The sequence below is a fragment of the Klebsiella sp. A52 genome, assembly GCF_018388785.1.
In the GTDB taxonomy this organism is placed as follows: Bacteria; Pseudomonadota; Gammaproteobacteria; order Enterobacterales; family Enterobacteriaceae; genus Klebsiella; species Klebsiella aerogenes.
Window position 1 is genome coordinate 1,117,042 of sequence record NZ_CP074437.1, and the last position, 24,997, is coordinate 1,142,038.

Sequence of the window (24,997 nt, forward strand, 5' to 3'; positions counted from 1 at the left end):
GCTCGCGATGATAGAAACCAAATGCGACGTATCCGGCAGGTCTTCGGGCTTGGAGGCGGTTTCAAGAAATAATGACTTCCCACGGCTAACCGCAGTGTCTGCACCGAGTGCGCTTATTTCTCGCCTTTCCTTACCGCTGCGCGTCAGCTCCAGATTCGCACTGGATTCCCTATTAACTCAGAGGACCGGTTGCAAGATGCTACAATTAGAAACATATAGATGTCCAGACTGCTATAACGATATTTCATCCGCAACCAGGACTGGACATCCCCAATGCTTTCCCTACAATCCCCGCGTACTTATTTTATTCAGGATGCATCATGACCCCCGAACACCTCCCTACCGAGCAATACGAAGCGCAACTGGCAGAAAAAGTCGTCCGTTTGCAGAAAATGATGGCCCCTTTTGCCGCGCCGGTTCCGGAGGTATTTCGTTCGCCGGTCAGCCACTACCGGATGCGCGCTGAATTTCGCCTGTGGCACGACGGCGACGACCTCTATCACATCATCTTCGATCAGCAGACCAAGTCGCGTATTCGCGTCGATACCTTCCCGGCCGCCAGCGAGCTCATCAACCAGCTGATGCCGGCGATGCTCGACGGCGTGCGCCATAACCCGGTCCTGCGCCATAAGCTTTTCCAGATTGATTATCTGACGACCATGAGCAACCAGGCCATCGTCTCGCTGCTCTATCACAAGAAGCTCGACGACGAATGGCGCCAGCACGCGGAAGCGCTGCGCGATGCCCTGCGCGCGCAAAATCTCAACGTGCAGCTGATTGGCCGCGCCACTAAAACCAAAATCGAGCTCGATAGGGATTATGTCGATGAACGTCTGCCGGTTGGCGGGCGCGAAATGATTTATCGTCAGGTAGAAAACAGCTTTACCCAGCCAAACGCGGCGATGAATATTCAGATGCTGGAGTGGGCGCTGGACGTCACCAAAGGCTCCACCGGCGATCTGCTGGAGCTCTACTGCGGCAACGGCAACTTCTCGCTAGCGCTGGCGCGTAACTTCGATCGCGTGCTGGCGACGGAAATCGCTAAACCGTCAGTCGCCTCCGCGCAATACAATATTGCCGCCAACCATATCGATAACGTGCAGATTATCCGCATGGCGGCAGAAGAGTTTACTCAGGCGATGAACGGCGTGCGAGAGTTTAACCGTCTACAGGGTATCGATCTGCAAAGCTATCAGTGCGAAACCATTTTTGTCGATCCGCCGCGCAGCGGGCTGGATAGCGAGACCGAAAAAATGGTTCAGGCCTATCCGCGAATTCTGTATATCTCCTGCAACCCGGAAACACTGTGCCAGAACCTGGAAACCCTCAGCCAGACGCACAATGTCACCCGCCTGGCGCTATTCGATCAGTTCCCGTATACCCACCATATGGAATGCGGCGTGCTGTTAACGAAGAAATAAACGCATAAAAAAACCCGGCGAACGCAACGTTGCCGGGTTATTGCCTGGCGGATTACTCCGCCGCGGTATCTTTGCGGTTGCGCATCTTGTAACCGATCCAGAACACCATCACGACGGACAGCACCGCCGGGAAGAAGTTAGAGCCGATATCCGGATATTCTGCGCGCACCACGGTGCTATACAGCAATACGCCGAGAATAAAACAGGCGGCGGAAAGCCCCGGCAGCCCGACCGGCATACTGCGGTTCTGATAGCGCTGGTGCAGGCAGTACACCGTCAGCAGCAGCGACAGAACCGGGAAGATGGAAAAGGGAACGATTGAGCTGAACAGCGCGGCGAAGGTGCCATTAATGGACAGACCCGCGATCAGCGCCAGCAGTAGCGTACCTTTATCTTGAACTGAGTGTTTCATTGCTCGTCCTTCACGTTATTCGGAATGATGTGACATTTTTTCTTGTTCACGGCGATACCAGTAATACGCGCCTTTTGAAATCATTCTGAGCTGCAGTACCAGCCGCTCTTCCAGCTGTCGGCGCTGTTCCGGACTGACGTCCAGCGCTTCCGCACCGGCGTTGAATACGATGGTGACCATAGCTTCAGCCTGCGCTTCGGTAAAGGCGCGCGGCATATGATTTTCGAGTTCTAAATAGTCGGCAAGTTCCGCGATGAAATGCTGGATCTCGCGCGCTACAGCGGCTCGAAACGCCGCGGATGTGCCAGAACGCTCACGCAACAGCAGGCGAAAGGCGTTCGGGTTGTTACCAATAAACTCCATAAAGGTAGAGACGGAGGTGCGGATCACGCTGCCGCCTTTGGCAATGCGCTGGCGCGCCTGGCGCATCAGCTGGCGCAGCATTAGCCCGCTTTCGTCTACCATCGTCAGGCCTAACTCATCGACATCGCGAAAATGACGATAAAAGGACGTCGGCGCGATCCCTGCTTCCCGCGCAACCTCGCGCAAGCTCAGGCTGGCAAAGCTTCGCTCAGCGCTAAGTTGGCTAAATGCCGCTTCCACCAGCGAGCGGCGGGTTTTTTCTTTTTGTTGTGCTCTTACGCCCATCACGATGTATGAATCCTTCCAATAGCCCTGTCGGCACTATACCAGAGATTAAAACTAATCGGTTTGTACTGGATTGTGAATGATTGTTTATGAGCCGTTTCTGCTTTTATGCCGCAAAAAAGCACAACGATAATTGGGTTAAAGCTCGCCAAATGTTATCATCGTGTTTATTTTGTGTATAAAACAGGTGAGTAATGCCATGTCACACTCTTGGGATTATGATGCAATAGTGATTGGTTCCGGTCCTGGCGGCGAAGGCGCCGCTATGGGACTGGTGAAACAGGGAGCTCGTGTTGCCGTTATCGAGCGCTACCATAACGTCGGCGGTGGTTGTACCCACTGGGGAACCATCCCGTCAAAAGCGCTTCGCCATGCCGTCAGCCGTATTATCGAGTTTAACCAAAACCCCCTCTACAGCGACCATTCCCGTCTTCTCCGTTCTTCCTTCGCCGACATCCTCAACCATGCCGACAGCGTCATTAACCAGCAAACCCATATGCGTCAGGGTTTCTATGAGCGCAACCACTGCGAAATTCTGCAGGGCAACGCCCACTTTGTTGATGAGCACACGCTGGCGCTGGAGTGTCACGATGGCACCGTAGAAACGGTCACCGCCGAGAAATTCGTTATCGCCTGCGGCTCGCGCCCGTATCATCCGGCCGACGTCGATTTCCACCACCCGCGCATTTACGACAGCGATTCCATTCTTAGCCTGCACCACGAACCGCGCCACGTGATCATTTACGGCGCCGGGGTGATCGGCTGCGAGTACGCATCGATCTTCCGCGGTATGGAAGTTAAGGTCGATCTGATCAACACCCGCGATCGTCTACTGGCGTTCCTCGATCAGGAGATGTCCGATTCGCTCTCCTATCACTTCTGGAACAGCGGCGTGGTTATCCGCCACAACGAAGAGTACGAGAAAATCGAAGGCGTCGATGATGGCGTGATCATGCATCTGAAATCCGGTAAGAAGCTGAAAGCTGACTGCCTGCTGTACGCCAACGGCCGTACCGGTAACACCGACACCCTGGCGCTGGAAAATATCGGTCTGCAAACCGACAGCCGCGGCCAGCTGAAAGTGAACAGCATGTATCAGACTGCTCTGCCGCACATCTATGCCGTCGGCGACGTTATCGGTTATCCGAGCCTGGCATCAGCGGCTTACGATCAGGGGCGCATCGCCGCGCAGGCGCTGATCAAAGGCGAAGCCTCCGCGCATCTGATTGAAGATATCCCGACCGGGATCTACACCATTCCGGAAATCAGCTCAGTGGGTAAAACCGAGCAGCAGCTAACCGCCATGAAGGTGCCTTATGAGGTGGGTCGCGCGCAGTTTAAACATCTGGCGCGGGCGCAAATCGTCGGTATGAGCGTAGGTACGCTGAAGATTCTGTTCCATCGCGAGACGAAAGAGATCCTCGGTATCCACTGTTTTGGCGAGCGCGCGGCCGAAATTATTCATATCGGCCAGGCGATTATGGAGCAGAAAGGCGGCGGTAACACCATTGAGTACTTTGTTAACACCACCTTTAACTACCCGACCATGGCCGAAGCCTATCGGGTAGCGGCGTTAAACGGCTTAAACCGCCTCTTTTAACGCCTTATCGAAGTGGCCATCCATAGTACTACGGATGGCCTCCGCCAGATGCTCATAGCGGCTACGCAGCGGCGAACCAGGACGATAAACCAGCCCGATGGTGCGTCTTGGTTCCGGCTTAATGCACGGAATATAGACCACGCCATCGCGTTTTCTCTCCTGCGGTACCGCCAGCGCAGGCAGTAGTGTAATACCACTTCCGGCGGCAACCATGTTGCGCAGCGTTTCAAGGCTGGTCGCGCGGAAGTGGGTATCTTCGTCCGCACCCGCTTCAAAGCAGAAGCCCATCGCCTGGTCGCGCAGACAGTGTCCGTCTTCCAGCATCAACAGCTTTTCACCCGCTAAATCCGCCATCGGCACGCGATCGCGCTCCGCCCACGGATGGTCTTCATAGATAGCCAGCATCATCGGCTCATCGAACAGCGGCACTTCGATAAAGGCTTCACTCTCTTTGACCAGCGCGAGGATCGCGCAGTCGAGCTTACCGCTATCGAGCTGCGCCAGCAGCTGATGGGTTTGCGCCTCATGCAGATACATTTCCAGCTTCGGGAAAGTCTGATGCAGCATCGGGATTATGTGCGGCAGCAAATATGGCCCCACCGTCGGGATCAGGCCGATATGCAGCGGCCCGGACATGGTTTCCCCTTGCTGGCTTGCCATCTCCTTGAGCACTTTTACTTCGCGTAGCACGGTACGCGCCTGATCCACCAGCAGCAAACCCGCCTGAGTGAACAGAACCTTACGGCTGGTGCGCTCCAGTAACATCACCCCAAGTTCATCTTCCAGCTTGCGAATTTGTCCGCTGAGCGTGGGCTGACTGACGTGGCAGGAATCTGCCGCACGTCGGAAGTGGCGATGTTCAGCCAGCGCTACCAGGTATTCAAGATCGCGAATATTCATTATTCATCCTCCATCGCCACGATAGTCCATGGCGATAGATAGAATAGCAACGAACGATTATCCCTATCAAGTTTTCTGTTCAATAATAACCACAGAAACGAGGAGAACATCTGAAAATCATTGAGTCGCCTCACAGTTTCCCTACCCGAACAACTAAAGCCAACGTGAACTTTTGCGGACCTTGTGTCCGCTTTTTTTTGCGTAAAAAAGCCCGGGAGTTACCCAGGCTCATTCACTCACGCGCAATCTCTTACACCAGGCGCTGTCTGGCGTCGGCAATCGCCTGCGCCACCTGCTGCGGCGAGACGCCGCCTTTGGCCGCACGTTTATCAAGGCAGGACTGCAACGACAGGATCGGGTAGACGTCATCGCCGATAACGCTGCTGAACTTTTGCAGGTCGCTTAACGGCAAATCTTCCAACGCTTTGCCCTGAGCAATCGCTTCAACCACCGCTTCACCGACGATATGGTGCGCTTCGCGGAACGGAACGCCTTTTGCCACCAGGTAATCCGCCAGCTCGGTAGCGTTGGCGTAGCCCTGCTGCGCCGCTTCCGCACAGCGCGGACGTTTCACCTGAATACCGTCCAGTACCAGCGCCGCCATGTGCAGGCAGTCGAGCCAGGTGTCCAACGCATCGAACAGCCCTTCTTTGTCTTCCTGCATATCTTTGTTGTAGGCCAACGGTAGCCCTTTCAGGGTCATCATCATGCCGGTCAGCGCGCCCTGCACGCGGCCGCATTTACCGCGGATCAGTTCCAGCGCATCCGGGTTTTTCTTCTGCGGCATCAGCGACGAACCGGAAGTAACGCGGTCAGACAGTTCAACAAAACCCGCTTCGCCGGTATTGAAGAAAATCAGATCTTCGGCAAAACGCGACAGGTGCACCATGCCGATTGAGGCATCGGAAAGCAGCTCCAGCACGTGATCGCGATCGGAGACGCTATCGAGGCTGTTACGGGTCGCCGATGCGAAACCCAACCAACCGGCCAGCTGTTCACGGTCGATTTCATAAGCGGTTCCCGCCAGCGCGCCGCAGCCCAGCGGGCTGACATCAAGGCGCTTGAGCGCGTCCTGCAGGCGGCTTTCATCACGGGCCAGCATTTCAACGTAGGCCAGACACCAGTGCGCAAAGGTCACCGGCTGGGCGCGCTGCAGATGGGTATAGCCCGGCATCACCGCATCCTGATTGTTGCCTGCAGTTTCCACCAGCGCGCTTTGCAGTTGGCGGGTCGCGGACAGCAGTTCGGTGACGGTCTCTTTGCACCACAGCTTGAGATCGGTGGCGACCTGGTCATTACGACTACGTCCGGTATGCAGTTTTTTGCCCAACTGGCCGACTTTATCGATCAGTTTTCCTTCGACCCAGCTATGGATATCTTCGGCATCGCTTTCAAGGATTTGCTGCGGGTTGGCGCGTACCTCTTCCAGCAGAACGTTCAGCGCCTCTTCCAGCTGCAGCTGCTCATCGGCGGTCAGTACGCCTACGGTTACCAGCGCTTTGGACCAGGCGACGGATCCCACGATATCCTGTTCCGCCAGACGATAGTCAAAGCGTAAAGAGTCGTTGAATTGTTTGAACCGCTGGTCTGCTGCCTGTGTAAAACGCCCGCCCCAAAGTGCCATAACATGCTTCCTTTATTCGTGAGTTCTGCCGGGTCGCGCTGCGCTTACCCGGCCTACGGTCTTGTTGCCCCGGCAAACAACGCGCCGCCGGGCATTCAATCTTAAGCCAAAATACGCGTACCGATCGGCGTACCGTTAAATAATGCCGGCAGCTGCTCGGCATGACGCCAGGAGGCGATATCCACCGGGCGACCCAGCTCGCGCGCCGCGTCCAGCGCCGCGTTTACTTTCACGATCATACCGTCGGTAATGATGCCCTGTTCAATCAGTTGCTCGGCCCTGGAGGCGGTCATTTCCGCAATCCGCTGACCTTTGCCGTCGAGAATGCCGCTCACATCGGACAGCAGGATAAGATCCGCGCCCAGCGTCGCCGCCAGCGCCGTCGCCGCCTGATCGGCGTTGACGTTCATCAGCTGTCCTTCGTCAGTGACGCCAATCGAGCTCACCACAGGCAGGTAGCCGCCCGCCAGCAGCGTATTGATAAGCGTCGGCGAGCCTGCCTGCGCTTTACCAACGTGGCCCAGTTCTTCATCCAACTGAGTCACCTTCACGCTATCGCCATCGCCAAGGAACAGCCCTACCGAGGAAAGACCATGCTTTTTCGCCCATGCCAGCAGCGTTTTGTTGGCGGTTCCCGCCAGCGCGCCGGTAATGATGTCAATCTGATCGGCAGGCGTTACGCGCAGGCCATTTTTCTTTTTCACCGGCAGATTAAGCTGTTTCATCAGCTCATCCACCACGCAGCCGCCGCCGTGGACGATAACCAGCGGACGCTGGTGTGTTTCGCGGTAATGCACCAGCGCGGTAAACAGGCGCTCCAGCGCTTCTTCGCTATCCAACAACACGCCGCCAAGTTTGATAATCAATGGATTGTTCATCATCACACCTTAAATTAAAGACTGCGTCTCAGCGAAGCCGAAACGAATGTTAGCGCACTGCACAGCCTGCGCTGCCGCGCCTTTCAGCAGGTTATCCTCTGCGGCCACGACGATAATATGTTCGTCCTGGACGGCAAAACCGATATCACAGAATGGCAGCCCAACTACGTTTTTCAGCGCCGGTACGCCTTTATCGTATAAACGGACCAACGGCTTATTGGCATAGGCCTGCTGGAAGACCTCAGCAACCTGCTCTTTACCGACGCCCGGCTTCAGGCTGCAGGTAATGGTTTCCAGAATACCGCGTTTAAAATTGCCCAAATGGGGAGTGAAGATCACCTCTGCGCCCAGATGGGTAGAAATTTCCGGATGGTGGCGATGATTGAAAACACCGTACGGCTGCAGGCTGACTTCGCAGAAGCTATTGCTCATCGCCGCCTTACGCCCGGCGCCGCTGACGCCGCTGGTGGCGTTGATCACCGGCCATTGCTTCAGCTCCAACAGACCGGCATCGATCAGCGGTTTTAACGCCAGCTGCGCCGCTGTCGGGTAGCAGCCAGGCACCGCGATCAAATTCGCCTCTTTCAATGCTTCGACGTTCCACTCGGCCAGACCGTAGACCGCCTGTTTGAGCAGGTCCGGATGCTGATGCGTGAAACCGTAGTATTTTTCGTAGAACGCCCCATCGTTGACGCGAAACGCGCCGGATAAATCGAACACCACGCAGCCCGCGGCCAAAAACTGCGGCGCCAGATCGTGGCTGACTTCATGCGCGGTGGCGAGGAACACCACATCCGCGCCGGCGCTAAATTCGCTGATATCGGACATTGCCTGCAGCGGCAAATCGACAATGCCTTTCAACTGCGGATGTATATCGGAAATTAACTTTCCAGCATCATTGCTTTGCGCGGAGACGGTCAAAGCGGTTATGTTCATATGAGGGTGGCGATTTACATAGGCCACCAGCTCTGCGCCGGCATAGCCGCTAGCTCCCACGATCAGCGTATTTAGCATTGGAAGAGCATCTCCTTACATTCGATGGGTTTTATTGCGCTCAACGATATTGTATTTTTATTCACAAATACTGCATGAATATTGATACTATCATGACCAGAGGTGTGTCAACAATGAAAAACAATTTACCGCCCTTTATCGAGATTTACCGCGCATTGATCGCCACACCCTCCATCAGCGCGACCGAAGAAGCGCTGGATCAAAGCAATGAGTCTTTAATCAATTTACTCGGCGGCTGGTTCCGCGATCTGGGCTTTAACGTCGAGATCCAGCCAGTACCGGAGACGCGTAATAAATTCAATATGTTGGCCAGTACCGGCCACGGCGCTGGCGGCCTGCTGCTTGCCGGGCATACCGATACCGTGCCTTTCGACGATGGTCGCTGGACTCGCGACCCGTTTACGCTTACCGAGCACGACAACAAACTCTACGGCCTCGGCACGGCCGATATGAAAGGCTTCTTCGCGTTTATCCTCGATGCCCTGCGCGACGTTGACGTCAGTAAATTGAAAAAACCGCTGTATATTCTGGCCACCGCTGACGAAGAAACCAGCATGGCGGGCGCGCGCTATTTCGCTGAAACCACACAGCTACGCCCGGACTGCGCCATCATCGGCGAGCCGACCTCGCTGCAGCCGGTGCGGGCGCATAAAGGCCACATTTCAACAGCGGTACGCGTACTGGGCCAGTCAGGCCACTCCAGCGACCCGGCGCGCGGCGTGAACGCTATCGAACTGATGCACGATGCGATTGGCCGCATCATGCAACTGCGCGATGACTTAAAAGAGCGTTACCACTACGCTGCCTTCACCGTGCCTTATCCGACGCTCAACCTGGGCGCCATTCACGGCGGCGATGCATCCAACCGCATCTGCGCCTGCTGCGAGCTGCACATGGATATTCGTCCATTGCCGGGTATGACGCTTAACGACCTGAACGGTCTGCTGGATGAAGCGCTGGCGCCGGTTAGCGAGCGCTGGCCAGGGCGTCTGACGGTCTCTGAGCTGCATCCGCCGATCCCAGGCTATGAATGCCCGCCGGACCACAAGCTGGTCGAAGTGGTTGAAAAACTGCTCGGCGCGCAGACCGAAGTGGTGAACTACTGCACCGAAGCGCCATTTATCCAGACGCTGTGCCCTACGCTGGTGTTAGGACCGGGCTCCATCAACCAGGCCCACCAGCCGGATGAATATCTGGAGACGCGGTTTATTAAGCCAACGCGCGAGCTCATCACCCAGGTTGTCCATCACTTCTGCTGGCATTAATTGCCGCCGTTTTCCCGCCTTCACGTCCGGAGGCGGGAGAGTGACGATCGTCACACTTCCATAAGTAATGCTTATCCGCCGACCGCTGAGTTAACTTTCGCAAATTATCGCTATTTATTCGTTTGCTGAAGCGATTTCGCAGCAATTGACGCGGGGGTATTTACGTGGCTTTATAAAAGACGGGTTGCTTATCCACTGCTCAATTCACGGAGCGCCGGATATAACAAAATAAAATGAGATGGGGTGTCTGGGGTAACATGAACGAACAATATTCCGCTTTGCGTAGTAATGTCAGTATGCTCGGTAAGGTGCTGGGCGACACCATCAAGGATGCGTTAGGAGAAAACATTCTTGATCGAGTCGAAACTATCCGTAAGTTGTCCAAATCTTCTCGCGCGGGCAATGAAGCCAATCGCCAGGAGCTGCTCACCACGCTGCAAAACTTGTCCAACGACGAGCTGCTGCCGGTGGCGCGCGCCTTTAGCCAGTTTTTGAATCTGGCCAATACCGCTGAGCAATATCACAGCATTTCGCCCAACGGCGAAGCCGCCAGTAATCCGGAAGTTATTGCGCGTACCCTGAGAAAACTCAAAGACCAACCCAATCTCAACGAAGACACCATTAAAAAAGCGGTGGAATCCCTGTCGCTGGAGCTGGTGTTAACCGCTCACCCGACCGAGATCACCCGCCGGACGCTGATCCACAAAATGGTGGAGGTCAACAACTGCCTTAAGCAGTTGGATAACAAAGATATCGCCGACTATGAGCACAATCAGCTGATGCGCCGCCTGCGCCAGCTGATCGCCCAATCCTGGCATACCGATGAAATTCGTAAGCACCGCCCTTCTCCGGTCGATGAAGCCAAATGGGGTTTCGCGGTAGTTGAAAACAGCCTGTGGGAAGGCGTGCCGAACTATCTGCGCGAGCTGAACGAACAGCTGGAAGCCAACCTCGGCTACCAGCTACCGGTTGATTTTGTGCCGGTACGATTCACTTCCTGGATGGGCGGCGACCGCGACGGCAACCCGAACGTCACCGCCGATATCACCCGCCACGTGCTGTTGCTCAGCCGCTGGAAAGCGACCGATCTGTTCCTGAAAGATATCCAGGTGCTTATCTCCGAGCTGTCGATGGTCGAATGCACCGACGAGCTCCGCGATTTGGCCGGCGCGGAAGGCGCGCAAGAGCCGTATCGTTATCTGATGAAAAAACTGCGTAGCCAGTTGATGGAGACCCAGGCCTGGCTGGAAGCGCGTCTGAAAGGGCAAAAACTGCCGAAACCAGCGGGTCTTATCACGCAAAACGAACAGCTGTGGGAACCGCTGTACGCCTGCTATAAATCGCTGCAGGCCTGCGGCATGGGCATCATCGCCAACGGCGAACTGCTCGATACCCTGCGCCGGGTGAAATCTTTCGGCGTACCGCTGGTGCGTATCGATATCCGTCAGGAAAGCACTCGCCACACCGAAGCGCTGGGCGAAATGACCCGCTACCTCGGGATCGGCGATTATGAAAGCTGGTCGGAAGCCGACAAGCAGGCCTTCCTGATCCGTGAACTGAACTCCAAACGCCCGCTGCTGCCACGCCAGTGGGAACCAAGCGAAGAAACTCGCGAAGTCCTCGACACCTGCAAGGTGATCGCCGAAGCGCCGCGCGGCTCGATCGCCGCCTATGTTATCTCGATGGCCAAAACGCCGTCCGACGTGCTGGCGGTTCATCTGCTGCTGAAGGAAGCCGGTATCGGCTTTGCCCTGCCGGTCGCGCCGCTGTTTGAAACGCTCGACGACCTGAACAACGCCAACGACGTTATGACTCAGTTGCTGAATATTGACTGGTATCGCGGCTTTATTCAGGGCAAACAGATGGTCATGATCGGCTACTCCGACTCGGCCAAAGATGCCGGCGTGATGGCCGCCTCCTGGGCTCAGTATCAGGCCCAGGACGCGCTGATCAAAACCTGCGAAAAAGCCGGTATTGAACTGACGCTGTTCCACGGTCGCGGCGGCTCCATCGGTCGCGGCGGCGCTCCGGCCCATGCCGCGCTGCTCTCGCAGCCGCCGGGTAGCCTGAAAGGCGGCCTGCGCGTCACCGAACAGGGCGAGATGATCCGCTTTAAGTACGGCCTGCCGGAAGTGACCATCAGTAGCCTGTCGTTGTACACCAGCGCGATTCTGGAAGCCAACCTGCTGCCGCCGCCTGAACCAAAACCGCAGTGGCGCGAAATCATGGCCGAGCTGTCCGACGTCTCCTGTAAGATGTATCGCGGCTATGTGCGTGAGAACAAAGACTTCGTCCCTTATTTCCGCTCCGCGACCCCGGAACAGGAACTGGGCAAACTGCCGCTTGGCTCGCGCCCGGCAAAACGTCGCCCGACCGGCGGCGTCGAGTCACTGCGCGCTATCCCGTGGATCTTCGCCTGGACCCAGAACCGCCTGATGCTGCCGGCCTGGCTGGGCGCCGGCGCCGCGCTGCAGAAAGTGGTCGAGGGAGGCAAGCAGAGCGAGCTGGAAAGCATGTGCCGCGACTGGCCGTTCTTCTCAACCCGCCTGGGCATGCTGGAGATGGTCTATTCAAAAGCCGACCTGTGGCTGGCGGAGTACTACGATCAGCGGCTGGTGAAACCGGAACTGTGGAAACTCGGCGAAGAGCTGCGTCAGCTGTTAACCGCCGATATCAAAGTGGTGCTGGCCATCGCTAACGACTCCCACCTGATGGCAGACCTGCCGTGGATTGCCGAATCAATCCAGTTGCGTAACATCTATACCGACCCGCTGAACGTCCTGCAGGCCGAACTGCTGCACCGTTCACGTCAGGCCGAAGAGGCTGGCGAGGAACCGGATGCGCGCGTTGAGCAAGCGCTGATGGTCACCATTGCCGGCGTCGCGGCTGGGATGCGTAATACCGGCTAATCATCGTTTCCCCCGGCCGCCCGGCCGGGGGAATTTCCCATTCATTTTAGTGATGCAACATCTCATCGACGATCTGCTCTTTATGCAGCGCATACGGATAATAGGTCGGCCAGTTATCCATCTCTTTCAGCAAGGCTTCCTGAGATTCATTCCCCATGAAAATATGGAAATGCTGCGATTTGCGTGGGCCAATAATATGGTCGCTGAACTGGACGAATTTCGGCGCTTTGCCATCAGCCTGCTGGCACTCAAACAGGTAGCGAACGCCCTTCTTGCCGGAGGCATATTGCAGGATTTTGTAGCCTGAGTAGCGATATTTGCAGCTATTAACGGTCTTGCCGACGTGGAACTCTATCACGTTATCTTCAATGCCAATCTGCTCTACGTCGGTGGCATAGCCCTTCTTATAATAGGCGCGATACTCTTCCACGCTCTTGCCGCCGGGCTTTTTCGCTTTTTGTTCCAGAACCGGGTCAAGGTCGCCATTCAGCAGGTACGGATTGACTGACTGCCAGACGCCATCCCAATCGCTCAACGCGCGATCCTTCACATCTTTATCGGCAAAAATGCCTTCGCTGGCCCGGCGTTCCGTTTCAGTTAACGCCGGGCCATGATGATGGCTACCGTGGGCGAATGCCTGAACGCTGGCAAGCGCCATGCCGAAGCCAAACGCGAGCATGGGGATCTTTCGGGTCATTACTCTCTCCTGAGTTGAATATTGATTGCGACAAAATGTTACGATATAACATTTCACAACCGAGAAGCAATAACGACGAGTTCGCGCTTTTACCGCTGGAAAAATGTCCGGTATGATGAACCGCGTGACGTATTTGACGGGGCAATGATGGACAACAGCATCAATCAACTCATTGATTCATTGATAAAAAAAACGAATAACATTGCGGAGGTGCATTTTGCCGGCGCAATGCGACCGCCTGCTGAAGCCGTGATACAGCTCGATTTCCCCCGTCTGAATATCGTCATTGAGGGGCAGTTGCGCGATCTCGCCTTAGGGGAAAACGCCGCGCCGCTGCAGGCGCGCGACGTACTGTATATTGCCGGCGATGGCTGGAACTGGCCGCAGTGGCAGACGCCCTGTCTGCTCTTAAGCATCCTGTTTGGCAAACAGCAGTTGGAATTTACGCTGCAGCGCTGGAACGGAGAAGCGCTAACTCTTGTCCAGAAGATCCAGGTACCACGCCGCGGGCCGCGCGTGGGTTCATTCCTGCTACAGGCGCTAAATGAGATACGCATGCAACCGCAGGAGCAGCAAACCGCCCGCTGTATCGTGATTAGTCTGCTCAGCCACTGTACCGATCTGCTGGGTAGCCAGGCGCAAACCTCATCGCGCAGCCAGGCGCTGTTCGAGGCGATCCGCCAGTATATCGATGTCCATTTCGCTGAGCCGCTGAGCCGGGAATCCGTAGCCCAGGAGTTTTATCTCTCTCCCAACTATCTCTCACATCTGTTTCAGAAGTGCGGACCCATGGGCTTTAACGAATACCTCAATCATATCCGCCTCGAACAGGCGCGCATGCTGCTGAAGGGTCATGATATGAAAGTAAAAGATATCGCCCACGCCTGCGGCTTCGCCGACAGCAATTACTTCTGCCGCCTGTTCCGCAAGAATACTGAACGTTCTCCTTCCGAGTATCGCCGCCAGTACCATAGCCAACTGACGGAAACCCCCTCTGCGCCGTAAAACTAGATTTTTGTAAGTTACTGATTTCCACCTGCAGGCTATTTCAGCCTGGATGCACTATTGCGTGGACAAATGTGATCTAAATCACTCTTAATCGTAATGCGTACATTTATCCAGTTTTTGGCAAAATTGTCATCTGGCGAGCAGGCAAACGGAAGCCGTATCCTTACCTCAACATCATTGAATTACACATCGAGGAATGGTTATGGAACTCTATCTGGACACCGCGAACGTCGCTGAAGTTGAACGTCTGGCCCGTATTTATCCGCTGGCTGGCGTCACCACCAACCCGAGCATCATCGCCGCCGGCAAAACCCCGGTCTGGGATGTGCTGCCTCGCCTGCAAAAAGCCGTCGGCCCGGAAGGTATTCTGTTCGCGCAGACCATGAGTCGCGATGCGCAAGGTATGGTGGCAGAAGCCAAACGCCTGAGTAACGCCGTACCAGGAATCGTGGTTAAGATCCCGGTTACCGCCGAAGGTCTCGCCGCCATCAAACTACTGAAAAAAGAAAGCATCCCTACGCTTGGCACCGCCGTCTATAGCGCTTCCCAGGGGCTGCTCGCGGCGCTGGCCGGCGCGAAATACGTCGCGCCGTACGTCAACCGCGTCGACGCCCAGGGCGGTGACGGCATTCGCATGGTGCAAGAACTGCAATCCCTGCTGGAAATGCACGCCCCGGAAAGCAAAGTCCTGGCCGCGAGCTTCAAAACCCCGCGTCAGGCGCTGGATTGCCTGTTAGCCGGCTGTGAAGCTATCACCCTCCCCTTAGACGTAGCGCAACAAATGCTCGGCACCCCTGCGGTAGAGTCAGCCATAGAGAAGTTTGAGCAGGACTGGAATAACGCATTTGGCACGTTGAACCTGTAATCCGATCGTCGGCCGCCAACAGGCGGCTTGCACGGTCATCGCGGAGGAATCGAAATGGATCGCATTATTCAATCACCCGGTAAATACATCCAGGGCGCTGGCGCCATCAAGCGCCTCGGCGAATATCTCAAACCGCTGGCTGAACGCTGGCTAATCATCGGCGACAAGTTCGTTCTCGGCTTCGCCGAAGAGCAGCTGCGTACCAGCCTGAGCGGCGCTGGTCTGGTGGCCGAAATCGCCCCGTTCGGCGGTGAATGTTCGCAAAATGAAATCAACCGCCTGCGCGATATCGCCAGCAGCGCCCAATGCCATGCAGTGCTCGGCATCGGCGGCGGCAAGACGCTGGATACCGCGAAAGCGCTGGCTCACTATATGCACCTGCCGGTGGTCGTGGCACCGACCATCGCCTCCACCGATGCGCCGTGCAGCGCGTTGTCTGTTATCTATACCGACGATGGCGAATTCGAAAGCTATCTGATGCTGCCGCACAACCCGAACATGGTGGTTGTCGATACGCAGATCGTCGCAGGCGCGCCAGCTCGCCTGCTGGCCGCCGGGATTGGCGATGCGCTGGCGACCTGGTTTGAAGCCCGCGCCTGCTCGCGCAGCGGCGCGACTACAATGGCGGGTGGTAAATGCACCCAGGCGGCGCTGGCGCTGGCGGAGCTATGCTACAACACGCTGGTTGAAGAAGGCGAAAAGGCGATGCTTGCCGCCGAGCAGCATGTGGTTACCCCAGCGCTTGAGCGGGTGATCGAAGCCAACACCTACCTGAGCGGCGTCGGCTTTGAGAGCGGCGGGCTGGCGGCGGCGCACGCGATTCACAATGGCCTGACCGCCATCCCGGACGCCCATCACTTCTACCACGGAGAAAAGGTCGCATTTGGTACCCTGACGCAGCTGGTGCTGGAAAACGCGCCGGTGGAAGAAATTGAGACCGCTGCGGCGCTTTGTCACAGCGTCGGTCTGCCCATCACGCTGGCGCAGCTCGATATTAAAGGCGATATCCCGGCCAAAATGCGCACGGTCGCGGAAGCCGCCTGCGCCGAAGGCGAAACTATCCACAATATGCCGGGCGGCGCCAGCGCCGACCAGGTGTACGCCGCGCTGTTGGTGGCCGACCAATATGGACAGCGTTTCCTGCAAGAGTGGGAATAACCTTTCCCGTTACGCCCGGCGTCAGCCGGGCGTGTTCTTTTATGTTCCTTTGATCGCCGATTGCCAGCACACGGGATGTGTTTTATAGTGCGTTTTTCCTTTGGGCAAATCGTTGTTATGCAATCATCAGACAGAAGAATGAGCATTTACGCCATTCTGCAACAGGACAAAAAAGTCGTTGTAAACGAACTGGCCGAGAAGTTCGGCGTCACCAAAATGACTATCCGCCGGGATCTGTCATTCTTCGAAAAACAGGGAATCGTCAAAACGACCTATGGCGGCGCCTACCTGACCAGCGGCGCCAGCGTCGAGCCAAGTTTTCAGCTTAAATCCGTGCAGATGGTTGACGATAAACACCTGATTGGCCGTAAAGCGGCAGAGCTGGTTGAGGACGGCGACACTATCATCATTGACTGCGGGACCACGCTGCTGGCGCTAGCGCAATCAATTTTCGATAAAAAAATCATGGTGATCACTAACTCAGTACCGGTAGTGAACCTGCTAAAAGGAAGAAAAAACATCAAGTTAATCGTCGCTCCGGGAGAATATGAAGATGATACCCAGGGGATGATCTCTTTCAGTACCGCGGAGTTTTTTAGCACCATTCATGCCGATAAGGTCTTTATCAGCACCCAGGGTATTAACCACCACGGCGAGCTAACGGTCCCTAAAATGACCGATGCCCACGTCAAGCGAGCGCTGCTGCGCGCCGGACGGCAAAAAATCCTCCTCGCCGATAAAAGTAAATTCGAGCAAACTTTCCTTGCCGGCCATGCCCGACTGGACGATTTTGACATCGTTATCAGTCAGGATGGCCTCCCAGCCGATATCCTCTCCCTGCTTACTGCGCAAAAAACCGAACTGTTGCTGGCCGACAGCGCAGCGTAACTTCACGCCCGGCAACGGGCGTCTGTGCTTTTCCGTTTTTTCTAAATGTTCTTTTTAGATTTATTAATGGTAAATAGAACGCAAAAGATCATAAATAAATTGACAAAAGAACACCTCAAGCGTGGAATAGGGATACCCCCTCCAGAATTGAGGTCTTTATGAACGGATTACTGAGCTTCAAACCTACCAACGACGATTGCGACTTCGCGCGTATCGCTAAAAAACAGGATCAGATGTTCCATCGCGTGGCGACGCTATGCCCGGAACGAGCAGAGATCATCACCGAGTCGTTTAAACGCTCCGAAGGCCAGTCCATTGTGATTCGCCGGGCTTTGGCGTTAGCCGATATTCTGGAGAAAATGACCATCTATATCGAACCGGATATGCTGATTGTCGGCAACCAGGCGAGCGCCAATTTTGCCGCGCCGGTGTTCCCGGAATACTCCTTTAACTGGGTTATCGATGAACTGGACGAATTTGATAAGCGTTCCGGTGATAGCTTCCGCGTGTCCGAATCCACCAAAGCCCGCTTGCGTGCCCTGCAGGATTACTGGCAAGGAAAAACCCATCAGGATGAAGTGCTTGCCAACCTACCGCAAATTAACCGTCTGGCGGAAAAACAGGGCGTGCTGCACCGCGGCGGCATCAGCATGTCCGGTGACGGCCATATCATTCCGAACCACGATTTCGTACTGGAAGTTGGCTATGGCGGTATGCGCGATATCGCCAAACAGCACCTGGAAAATGACGACAACCTGACCGACGAGCAAAAAGATTTCTATCAGGCGGTCATTATTACCATGGAGGCCGCGCTTAAATACTGCAAACGCTTCTCCGCGCTTGCTAAAACCGAAGCGGCAAGAGTGTCCGATGCTAAACGCCGCGACGAACTGCTGGCCATGAGCGACATGTTCGCCCATCTGATGGAAGGCAAAGCCCGTAGCTTCTATGAAGCCGTGGAAACCGTCTACCTTACCCATTTGCTGATGATGATTGAAAGCAACGGCCACTCTTTCTCCTTCGGCCGCTTCGACCAGTACGTCTGGCCGTATTACGAAGCCGATATCAAAGCCGGGAAAATCAGCAAAGAAAAGGCGCTGGAGATCCTGACCCACTTCTTCATCATGACCAACAGCCTGAACAAAGTACGCCCGTGGGGCCATACTCAGTACAGCGGGGGCTATCCTCTCTATTCCAACCTGATGGTTGGCGGCATGAAGCCTGACGGCAGCGACGGTACCAACGATCTTTCCTATCTGTCGCTGGAAGCCATGGCGCTAACCGGCCTGCCGGAACCAAACCTCAGCGTTCGTTTCTCAAAAGATACCCCGCATTCGCTGATGCAGGATGCCGCAAAGCTCATTCGTAAAGGCTTCGGTATGCCGTCGATCTTCTGCGATGAAGTGGTTATCCCTGCCATGATGACGCTGGGCCTGACAGAAGAAGTCGCCCGCGAATATGCTTCAATGGGTTGCGTAGAAACCGCGATCCCAGGCCGCTGGGGGCACCGCGCCACCGGCATGACCTATGTGAATTTCGGCAAGATCCTTGAGCTGGTGATGAACAACGGCTGCGATCCGGCGACCGGCGTGCAGTTAGTGAAAATCAACGGTAAAGAAGGCCGAGAAATAAACTACCAGTCTTACGATGAAGTATGGGCGGCGTGGAACCAGCTGCTGGAGTTCTACTCCGATCTGGCGGTAGATTGCGATCTGGTCTGCGACCGGGCGCTGAAATACCACGATGCCGATGCCTTTGCCTCCGCCACGATTAACTGCTCGCTGGAACGCGGTAAAACGTTGAAAAACGGCGGCGCGGAATATGACTTCGTGAGTTCCTCCAACATTGGCCCTTCCGTGGTCGGCGATAGCCTGGCGGCAGTGAAAAAACTGGTCTTCGACGATAAAGTCCTGACGCTTCAACAGCTACGCGACGCCATGGATAGCAACTTTGAAGGTCTGGAAGGCGCGCGCGTACGCAAACTGTGCCGCAATGCGCCGAAGTTTGGTAACGATATCGACTATGTCGACCATATCGTCGCCGATGTCTTCGAGTCTTATCTCAAACTGTTGCCGAAATACAAAACCGATCGCTATGGTAAGGGGCCAAAAGGCTGCGGTTATACCATGTCGACCTCTAATATTACTTCATACGTGCCGAATGGTTTTGACGTCGGCGCCACGCCGGATGGTCGCCTGGCGACGCTGCCGCTGAACGAAGGCGCCTCTCCGTGCCTCGGCGCGGATAAAGAAGGCCCGACGGCGGTCATTAACTCGGTTGCGAAACTGCCGAACCAGAAAATCGCCGGCGGCCAGCTGCTGAATATGAAGTTCACGCCAAGCGCGCTGGAAGGCGACGACAATCTGGAGAAATTTACCGCCTTTATGGAAGCCAACCGTGAGAAAAACATCTTCCATAATCAGTTCAACATCATTGATTCCAATATTCTGCGCGCCGCAAAGGCGAATCCGCAGGATTACCCGAATCTGATGGTGCGCGTTGCCGGGTATTGCGCGCTGTTCTCAACGCTGATGCCGGAAGCGCAGGATGCGATTATCGCGCGCACCGAACTGAGCTGGTAAGAGAGAAACGCGATGAGAACTGGCCTGATTTCCCGAATTCAACGTTATTCCACCAAAGATGGCCCAGGAATACGCAGCACCGTCTTTATGCAGCAGTGCAACCTGCGCTGCCAGTGGTGCGCGAATCCGGAAACCATCGGGCCAGGCCATAACGTTTTCTGGTTTAAAGAACGCTGCCGCCAGTGCGGTACCTGCGTACAGGCGGCAAACAACCACGCCATTACCCTTGCTGAACCGGGCAATGGCGTCAATATAGACCGTAGAAATTGCAGCAATCTCCTGGATATGGTCGATCTCTGTCCCTACGACGGCTATGAAAAAATCGCTAAAGAGATGACCTCGCACCAGTTGGCGGAATTACTACTGCGCGACAAGACATTTTACGACTCAAGCACTGGCGGCGTGACCTTTTCCGGCGGCGAGCCGGCGCTGCAGGCGGAGTTCGTCAAAGAAACAGCGCAAATATTGAAAGCGCAGGGCGTACACGTATGTCTCGATACTGCAGGCAATATCCGCTGGGAAAAGCTGCGCCCGCTGATTGAAACGGTCGATCTGGTCTCTTACGACTTTAAAGCTTTCAACCCCGAGACTCATCTTGCCTGTACCGGAGTAGACAATCGGCGGATCCTCGATAATGCCAAAGCGATCGCCGCTATGGGCAAGCCGATCCTCGCGCGAATGGTGATCGTGCCGACGCGTAACGACGATCCTGAGGATATTCGCCAGCGTCTCGACTTTATTCGTAAACTCGGTCCGGCGGTTTTACAGGTTGATATTCTCGAATACCATATTTATGGCATTGGGAAATATCAAAAGCTTGGTATGCCCTATTTTCTACACAACATTCCGACATGCCAACGCGACGTAACAGAACAAATTAAACAATACGCTGAAGATATTGGATTAAAAGCCACCATTGGCGGTTAAGGATTAACATGTTGAACTTTATTATTACCGACACCTACGAAAAAATGAGCGCCCTGGCAGCACAACATATTGCCCAGGAGCTGAATAAAAAGCCGGATTTAGTATTGGCCTTGCCGACTGGCGGAACCCCCGTCGGCCTCCTGGCCGAAATGAGCCGAATGGCGAAAGATGGAGAAGCCGATTTCTCCTGCGCCCTCTCGTTTAATATCGACGAATATATCCCGCTGGCCAAAAACGATCCGCAAAGTTATTATTACTTCCTGCAACAGCACTTTTATCAGCATGCCAACATGGCTGAAGAAAATACCTTCGTACCGGATATTCTGGCGCCCGACCTGCAGGCCGAATGCGCTCGCTACGAACGCCTGATTCAAAGCCATGGCGATTTCGATATTACCGTTCTCGGCATTGGTCACGATGGTCATATTGGTTTCAATGAACCCCATGCTACCCATAGCCCGGTATGCCATATCATCGACCTTAACGAAGAGACCATTGCGGCGAACGCCCGCTTCTTCGCCAGCCAGGACGAAGTCCCCCGGCAGGCTATCACTTTGGGCATGGGCACCATCTTGCGCAGCAAAAAGATCGTGCTGATTGCCAACGGTAAATCAAAAGCGGAAATTATCAAGCAGTTGCACCAATGCACACGCATCGATCCGCAATTCCCCGCCTCCTTCTTACTGATGCATGCGGACGTCACCATCATATGCGACCGTGACGCGGCATCGCTTATCAGCGCTTAAAGGTGAGCATATGATAATCCAGAGCGAACGAGTGTGGCTTGCCGGGGGTTTTTACCCGGCGCAAATAACCATTGAAAATGGGCTTATCAGCGCGATCACGCCCGGTCTTAGCTCCCGCGTGGATAAGGATTTCGGGGCGCGGCGCATTATACCAGGCCTTATCGATAGCCATGCGCACGGCGCCTGGGATTACGATACCAACGAAAACGACCCACAGGGGCTACGCCGCTGGGCCTCCCGCCTACCGGAAGAAGGCGTCACCGCCTTTTGCCCGACTACCGTTACCGATGAAAACGCGACGCTACTGGCGGCGCTGGACAATATTTCCCACGTTATGGACGAAGGATATAGCGGCGCGGAAATTCTGGGCATCCATCTCGAAGGCCCGTTCCTGAGCCAACTTTACCGCGGCGCGCAGCCGGAAAAACAGATTCGCCCTGCCGACGTCACCCAGTTTCAGGCTTTCGAAAAGGCGGCGCGCGACCACATTATCGCCATTACCCTTGCCCCGGAAGAAGACCATCAGTTTGCGCTGACCCGCTACTGCGCGAAGAAAGGGATTGTGGTCAATATGGGCCATTCGGATGCTTCTTTCGAGCAGGCGCTGGCGGCGGTCGCCAACGGCGCTAAAAATGTCACCCATGTCTATAACGGCATGGCGAAATACGTCAATCGCGAGCCCGGCCTGCTTGGCGCCGCCCTGAATCTTGATGGCCTGTACGGCGAGGTGATTGCCGACGGTATCTTTGTCAGCCTGGTTTCCGCCGCCCACCTTTATCGCAGCAAAAATGATAATGACATCATCATGATAAGCGACTCGATGAAGGCGAAAGGTTGTCCTCCGGGGCGCTATATGTTCGGCGGAGAGCCAATGGTACTTGGCGATGATGGCGCAACCAGACGGGATAACGGCGTCCTGGTCGGCAGCACGCTACAGCTCAATCGCGGCTTATATAATATGGTCGAAAGAGCAATGGTGCCGTTTAGCGCGGCATTAAAATCCTGCACCATTAATCCGGCACGGTTATTAGGTTTTGATAGTCGAAAAGGGAAATTACAGCGCGGATACGATGCCGATATTGTTGTCCTTGAAGATAATTATCAGGTGAATACAACCTATTGTCGCGGTACGGTAGCCTGGTCAATAAGTTAATTAATTCACCTCCGTATCATTTAACAATGGCGGTTATTGAAAAATAACCGCTGCTTTGTTATTCATTCTATTTATTAATAACCCAAGTCCTTTTTAATATTTATTAAAATGCGACCTGGCTAACATTAAACACCTCCTGAAACCCCTTAAAAATAACCCACAATAAAAATAAGACTGCTTAATTTTAACTGCCCATCGTTATACAGGTCAGTCGCTTTATTACATGCGGCTTCAGGATTTATTATTTTAAGGGAATTCATATGAATATTTTGGGTTATCTACAAAAAGTCGGCCGGGCATTGATGGTGCCCGTCGCTACTTTACCTGCCGCCGCCATTTTAATGGGCATCGGTTACTGGATCGATCCCAACGGCTGGGGTAGTTCTAACGCGCTGGCCGCACTATGTATTCAGTCCGGTGCGGCCATTATAGATAATATGGGCGTCCTGTTTGCCGTCGGGGTAGCCTACGGCATGTCGAAAGATAAAGATGGCGCCGCCGCGCTGGCCGGGTTTGTCGGCTTTCTGGTATTAACCACGCTCTGTTCGCCGGCAGCTGTCGCCATGATCCAGCAGATCCCAATCGAGCAGGTGCCTGCGGCCTTTGCGAAGATTAAAAATCAGTTTATCGGCATCATGGTCGGCATTATTTCAGCGGAACTCTATAACCGCTTTAGCAGCACGGAGTTACCGAAAGCGCTCTCGTTCTTCAGCGGACGCCGACTGGTGCCGATCCTCACTTCATTCACTATGATTGTGGTGGCGTTTGTCCTGATGTTCATCTGGCCGGTGGTCTTTAGCGGGCTGGTCAGCTTCGGTGAACATATCCAAAAACTGGGCTCACTGGGTGCGGGTATCTATGCTTTTTTCAACCGCTTGCTCATCCCGGTCGGCCTGCATCACGCCCTGAACTCGGTATTCTGGTTCGACGTCGCCGGGATTAACGACATCCCGAATTTCCTTGGCGGCGCGCAGTCCATCGCCTCCGGTAAAGCGGTGGTTGGCATCACCGGTCGTTATCAGGCGGGCTTTTTCCCGGTCATGATGTTCGGCTTGCCGGGCGCGGCGCTGGCCATGTACCAGTGCGCCCGAGCGGAAAATAAAGCGAAGGTGATGGGTATTATGATGGCTGGCGCGTTCGCGGCCTTCTTCACCGGCATTACCGAACCGCTGGAGTTTTCCTTCATGTTCGTCGCGCCGGCGCTATACGTCATCCACGCCTTTTTAACCGGCGTGTCCGTCTTCATCGCCGCCAGCATGCACTGGATCGCCGGATTCGGCTTCAGCGCCGGTCTGGTCGATATGGTACTGGCATCGCGCAACCCGCTGGCCACCCACTGGTATCTGCTCATTCCCATGGGGCTGGTGTACTTCGCGATTTATTATCTGGTCTTCCGCTTCACCATCACCCGCTTCAACCTGCTGACGCCGGGCCGCGAGCTGTCCGTTGCCGGCAGCGCCGCCGATGGCGAAGATGTGAACCTGAGCGCCGCGAAACAGCAGGATATCAGCGCGCTGGCGCGCCAGTACATTGCCGCTATCGGTGGTTCCGATAATCTCACCAATATCGACGCCTGCATCACCCGCCTGCGCCTTGGCGTTAAGGATGCAACGCTGGTCGATGAAGCGCTGGCCCGCCGCCTGGGAGCCAGCGGGGTCATTCGCCTCAACGCCAGCAACGTGCAGATAATCGTTGGCTTCGTGGCGGAAAAAATCGCCACCGCCATGAAAACCGCGGGTCACGTCGATGCCGCGCAGGCGCTGCCCAATGCGGCCGTACCGGCCAACACGAGTCCACGCAAGGCAGCAAATTCATTGCGAGTTATCGAGCTCGTCGCCCCGGTGAGCGGCGAGCTGGTCGCGCTGGAGCAAGTCCCTGACGAAGCTTTCGCCAGCGGCGCCGTTGGCGGTGGTGTCGCCATCCTGCCGGCCAGCAACATTGTGGTTTCACCCGCGGCGGGTACTCTCATCAAGATTTTCAACACCGATCATGCCTTCTGTCTTGAGACCGAAGACGGCGCTGAGATCGTGGTGCATATGGGGATTGATACCGTTGCGCTGGCGGGTCAGGGCTTTACCCGTCTGGCGGAAGAAGGCGCTACTGTTGTCGCAGGTCAGCCGATTCTCGAAATGGATCTCGTGTACCTCGAAGCTAACGTGCGTTCGATGGTTAGCCCGGTGCTCTGCAGCAATATAGAGGAGTTCGCGCAGCTGGAAATCAAAGCGCACGGTCAGGTGAAAGCGGGTGAACCGCTGTACCACATTAAGGGATAAGATTGATAGACGGTGTGGCCGCGCCATGC

The 24,997-nt window shown here is 55.2% G+C and carries 20 protein-coding genes and 1 riboswitch; of the genes, 13 read left to right on the plus strand and 7 right to left on the minus strand.

Translation table 11 applies throughout. The features are described from left to right. Nucleotides 1-16: 16 nt before the first annotated feature. Nucleotides 17-205, minus strand: a riboswitch (cobalamin riboswitch). Nucleotides 206-320: 115 nt separating this feature from the next. Then, nucleotides 321-1,421, plus strand: coding sequence for a tRNA (uridine(54)-C5)-methyltransferase TrmA (gene trmA, locus KGA69_RS05185; RefSeq protein WP_020077583.1), 1,101 nt, complete (start codon nucleotides 321-323; stop codon nucleotides 1,419-1,421). 52 nt (nucleotides 1,422-1,473) lie between these two features. Here trmA and KGA69_RS05190 read toward each other — a convergent pair whose 3' ends face one another. Together KGA69_RS05190 and fabR are read right to left on the minus strand one after the other, a co-directional pair. Then, nucleotides 1,474-1,833 (minus strand): YijD family membrane protein, encoded by a 360-nt coding sequence (locus KGA69_RS05190; RefSeq protein WP_045395329.1) that lies wholly within the window; start codon nucleotides 1,831-1,833, stop codon nucleotides 1,474-1,476. Between the two features lie 15 nt (nucleotides 1,834-1,848). Next, nucleotides 1,849-2,484 carry an HTH-type transcriptional repressor FabR gene (fabR, locus tag KGA69_RS05195; protein WP_015368907.1) on the minus strand — a complete coding sequence of 212 codons (636 nt, stop codon included), beginning with the start codon at nucleotides 2,482-2,484 and terminating at the stop codon, nucleotides 1,849-1,851. Between the two features lie 196 nt (nucleotides 2,485-2,680). On the opposite strand from fabR, the gene sthA reads away from it, so the two are divergent. Continuing rightward, complete coding sequence (gene sthA / locus KGA69_RS05200; RefSeq protein ID WP_015368908.1) at nucleotides 2,681-4,081, plus strand: Si-specific NAD(P)(+) transhydrogenase; 1,401 nt, start codon at nucleotides 2,681-2,683, stop codon at nucleotides 4,079-4,081. On the opposite strand, the gene oxyR is transcribed toward sthA, so the two are convergent. From oxyR to argC, 4 genes are all read right to left on the minus strand, one after another. Further along, the gene (gene oxyR / locus KGA69_RS05205) at nucleotides 4,064-4,981 is read right to left on the minus strand and encodes a DNA-binding transcriptional regulator OxyR (protein ID WP_015368909.1); all 918 of its coding nucleotides are present in this window, start codon (nucleotides 4,979-4,981) and stop codon (nucleotides 4,064-4,066) included. The genes sthA and oxyR overlap by 18 nt on opposite strands. Nucleotides 4,982-5,231: 250 nt before the next feature. Next, the gene (gene argH, locus KGA69_RS05210; RefSeq protein ID WP_015368911.1) at nucleotides 5,232-6,605 is read right to left on the minus strand and encodes an argininosuccinate lyase; all 1,374 of its coding nucleotides are present in this window, start codon (nucleotides 6,603-6,605) and stop codon (nucleotides 5,232-5,234) included. 101 nt (nucleotides 6,606-6,706) lie between these two features. Next, a complete protein-coding gene (gene argB / locus KGA69_RS05215) occupies nucleotides 6,707-7,483 on the minus strand; it encodes an acetylglutamate kinase (protein WP_015368912.1) in 777 nt (258 codons plus the stop codon). 9 nt (nucleotides 7,484-7,492) lie between these two features. Beyond that, nucleotides 7,493-8,497 (minus strand): N-acetyl-gamma-glutamyl-phosphate reductase, encoded by a 1,005-nt coding sequence (gene argC / locus KGA69_RS05220; protein ID WP_047049854.1) that lies wholly within the window; start codon nucleotides 8,495-8,497, stop codon nucleotides 7,493-7,495. 113 nt (nucleotides 8,498-8,610) lie between these two features. Between argC and argE the strand changes: the two genes are divergently transcribed. After that, on the plus strand, nucleotides 8,611-9,762 hold the full coding sequence (gene argE, locus KGA69_RS05225; protein WP_015368914.1) for an acetylornithine deacetylase: 1,152 nt from the start codon (nucleotides 8,611-8,613) through the stop codon (nucleotides 9,760-9,762). Between the two features lie 257 nt (nucleotides 9,763-10,019). Further along, nucleotides 10,020-12,671: a phosphoenolpyruvate carboxylase gene (gene ppc / locus KGA69_RS05230; RefSeq protein WP_015368915.1), complete on the plus strand. Its 2,652-nt coding sequence runs from the start codon at nucleotides 10,020-10,022 to the stop codon at nucleotides 12,669-12,671. Between the two features lie 46 nt (nucleotides 12,672-12,717). Here ppc and zinT read toward each other — a convergent pair whose 3' ends face one another. After that, nucleotides 12,718-13,368, minus strand: a complete 651-nt coding sequence (zinT, locus tag KGA69_RS05235) for a metal-binding protein ZinT (RefSeq protein WP_047078375.1) — start codon at nucleotides 13,366-13,368, stop codon at nucleotides 12,718-12,720. A gap of 24 nt (nucleotides 13,369-13,392) precedes the next feature. Between zinT and KGA69_RS05240 the strand changes: the two genes are divergently transcribed. From KGA69_RS05240 to nagE, 9 genes are all read left to right on the plus strand, one after another. Further along, complete coding sequence (locus KGA69_RS05240; RefSeq protein WP_213293128.1) at nucleotides 13,393-14,373, plus strand: helix-turn-helix transcriptional regulator; 981 nt, start codon at nucleotides 13,393-13,395, stop codon at nucleotides 14,371-14,373. A gap of 205 nt (nucleotides 14,374-14,578) precedes the next feature. Next, nucleotides 14,579-15,241: a fructose-6-phosphate aldolase gene (fsa, locus tag KGA69_RS05245; RefSeq protein ID WP_213292886.1), complete on the plus strand. Its 663-nt coding sequence runs from the start codon at nucleotides 14,579-14,581 to the stop codon at nucleotides 15,239-15,241. Nucleotides 15,242-15,295: 54 nt separating this feature from the next. Beyond that, nucleotides 15,296-16,399: a bifunctional L-1,2-propanediol dehydrogenase/glycerol dehydrogenase gene (gene gldA, locus KGA69_RS05250; RefSeq protein WP_047047243.1), complete on the plus strand. Its 1,104-nt coding sequence runs from the start codon at nucleotides 15,296-15,298 to the stop codon at nucleotides 16,397-16,399. 138 nt (nucleotides 16,400-16,537) lie between these two features. Then, entirely contained in the window at nucleotides 16,538-17,287 is a 750-nt protein-coding gene (locus KGA69_RS05255; RefSeq protein ID WP_045395317.1) for a DeoR/GlpR family DNA-binding transcription regulator, read from the plus strand. A 158-nt stretch (nucleotides 17,288-17,445) separates the two neighbouring features. Beyond that, on the plus strand, nucleotides 17,446-19,869 hold the full coding sequence (locus KGA69_RS05260; RefSeq protein ID WP_213292887.1) for a glycyl radical protein: 2,424 nt from the start codon (nucleotides 17,446-17,448) through the stop codon (nucleotides 19,867-19,869). A 12-nt stretch (nucleotides 19,870-19,881) separates the two neighbouring features. Continuing rightward, complete coding sequence (locus KGA69_RS05265; protein ID WP_213292888.1) at nucleotides 19,882-20,796, plus strand: glycyl-radical enzyme activating protein; 915 nt, start codon at nucleotides 19,882-19,884, stop codon at nucleotides 20,794-20,796. 8 nt (nucleotides 20,797-20,804) lie between these two features. Continuing rightward, nucleotides 20,805-21,542, plus strand: coding sequence for a glucosamine-6-phosphate deaminase (nagB, locus tag KGA69_RS05270; protein WP_049059702.1), 738 nt, complete (start codon nucleotides 20,805-20,807; stop codon nucleotides 21,540-21,542). Between the two features lie 10 nt (nucleotides 21,543-21,552). Beyond that, nucleotides 21,553-22,695, plus strand: a complete 1,143-nt coding sequence (gene nagA / locus KGA69_RS05275; RefSeq protein ID WP_047049869.1) for an N-acetylglucosamine-6-phosphate deacetylase — start codon at nucleotides 21,553-21,555, stop codon at nucleotides 22,693-22,695. Between the two features lie 260 nt (nucleotides 22,696-22,955). Beyond that, a complete protein-coding gene (gene nagE, locus KGA69_RS05280; RefSeq protein ID WP_045395306.1) occupies nucleotides 22,956-24,968 on the plus strand; it encodes an N-acetylglucosamine-specific PTS transporter subunit IIBC in 2,013 nt (670 codons plus the stop codon). Nucleotides 24,969-24,997: the final 29 nt, after the last annotated feature.

Coding starts and splice junctions, on each gene's coding strand:
- trmA (WP_020077583.1), top strand. CDS start 321: ATGACCCCCGAACACCTCCCTACCGAGCAATACGAAGCGCAACTGGCA.
- KGA69_RS05190 (WP_045395329.1), bottom strand. CDS start 1,833: ATGAAACACTCAGTTCAAGATAAAGGTACGCTACTGCTGGCGCTGATC.
- sthA (WP_015368908.1), top strand. CDS start 2,681: ATGTCACACTCTTGGGATTATGATGCAATAGTGATTGGTTCCGGTCCT.
- oxyR (WP_015368909.1), bottom strand. CDS start 4,981: ATGAATATTCGCGATCTTGAATACCTGGTAGCGCTGGCTGAACATCGC.
- argH (WP_015368911.1), bottom strand. CDS start 6,605: ATGGCACTTTGGGGCGGGCGTTTTACACAGGCAGCAGACCAGCGGTTC.
- argB (WP_015368912.1), bottom strand. CDS start 7,483: ATGAACAATCCATTGATTATCAAACTTGGCGGCGTGTTGTTGGATAGC.
- argC (WP_047049854.1), bottom strand. CDS start 8,497: ATGCTAAATACGCTGATCGTGGGAGCTAGCGGCTATGCCGGCGCAGAG.
- argE (WP_015368914.1), top strand. CDS start 8,611: ATGAAAAACAATTTACCGCCCTTTATCGAGATTTACCGCGCATTGATC.
- ppc (WP_015368915.1), top strand. CDS start 10,020: ATGAACGAACAATATTCCGCTTTGCGTAGTAATGTCAGTATGCTCGGT.
- zinT (WP_047078375.1), bottom strand. CDS start 13,368: ATGACCCGAAAGATCCCCATGCTCGCGTTTGGCTTCGGCATGGCGCTT.
- fsa (WP_213292886.1), top strand. CDS start 14,579: ATGGAACTCTATCTGGACACCGCGAACGTCGCTGAAGTTGAACGTCTG.
- gldA (WP_047047243.1), top strand. CDS start 15,296: ATGGATCGCATTATTCAATCACCCGGTAAATACATCCAGGGCGCTGGC.
- KGA69_RS05255 (WP_045395317.1), top strand. CDS start 16,538: ATGAGCATTTACGCCATTCTGCAACAGGACAAAAAAGTCGTTGTAAAC.
- KGA69_RS05260 (WP_213292887.1), top strand. CDS start 17,446: ATGAACGGATTACTGAGCTTCAAACCTACCAACGACGATTGCGACTTC.
- KGA69_RS05265 (WP_213292888.1), top strand. CDS start 19,882: ATGAGAACTGGCCTGATTTCCCGAATTCAACGTTATTCCACCAAAGAT.
- nagB (WP_049059702.1), top strand. CDS start 20,805: ATGTTGAACTTTATTATTACCGACACCTACGAAAAAATGAGCGCCCTG.
- nagA (WP_047049869.1), top strand. CDS start 21,553: ATGATAATCCAGAGCGAACGAGTGTGGCTTGCCGGGGGTTTTTACCCG.
- nagE (WP_045395306.1), top strand. CDS start 22,956: ATGAATATTTTGGGTTATCTACAAAAAGTCGGCCGGGCATTGATGGTG.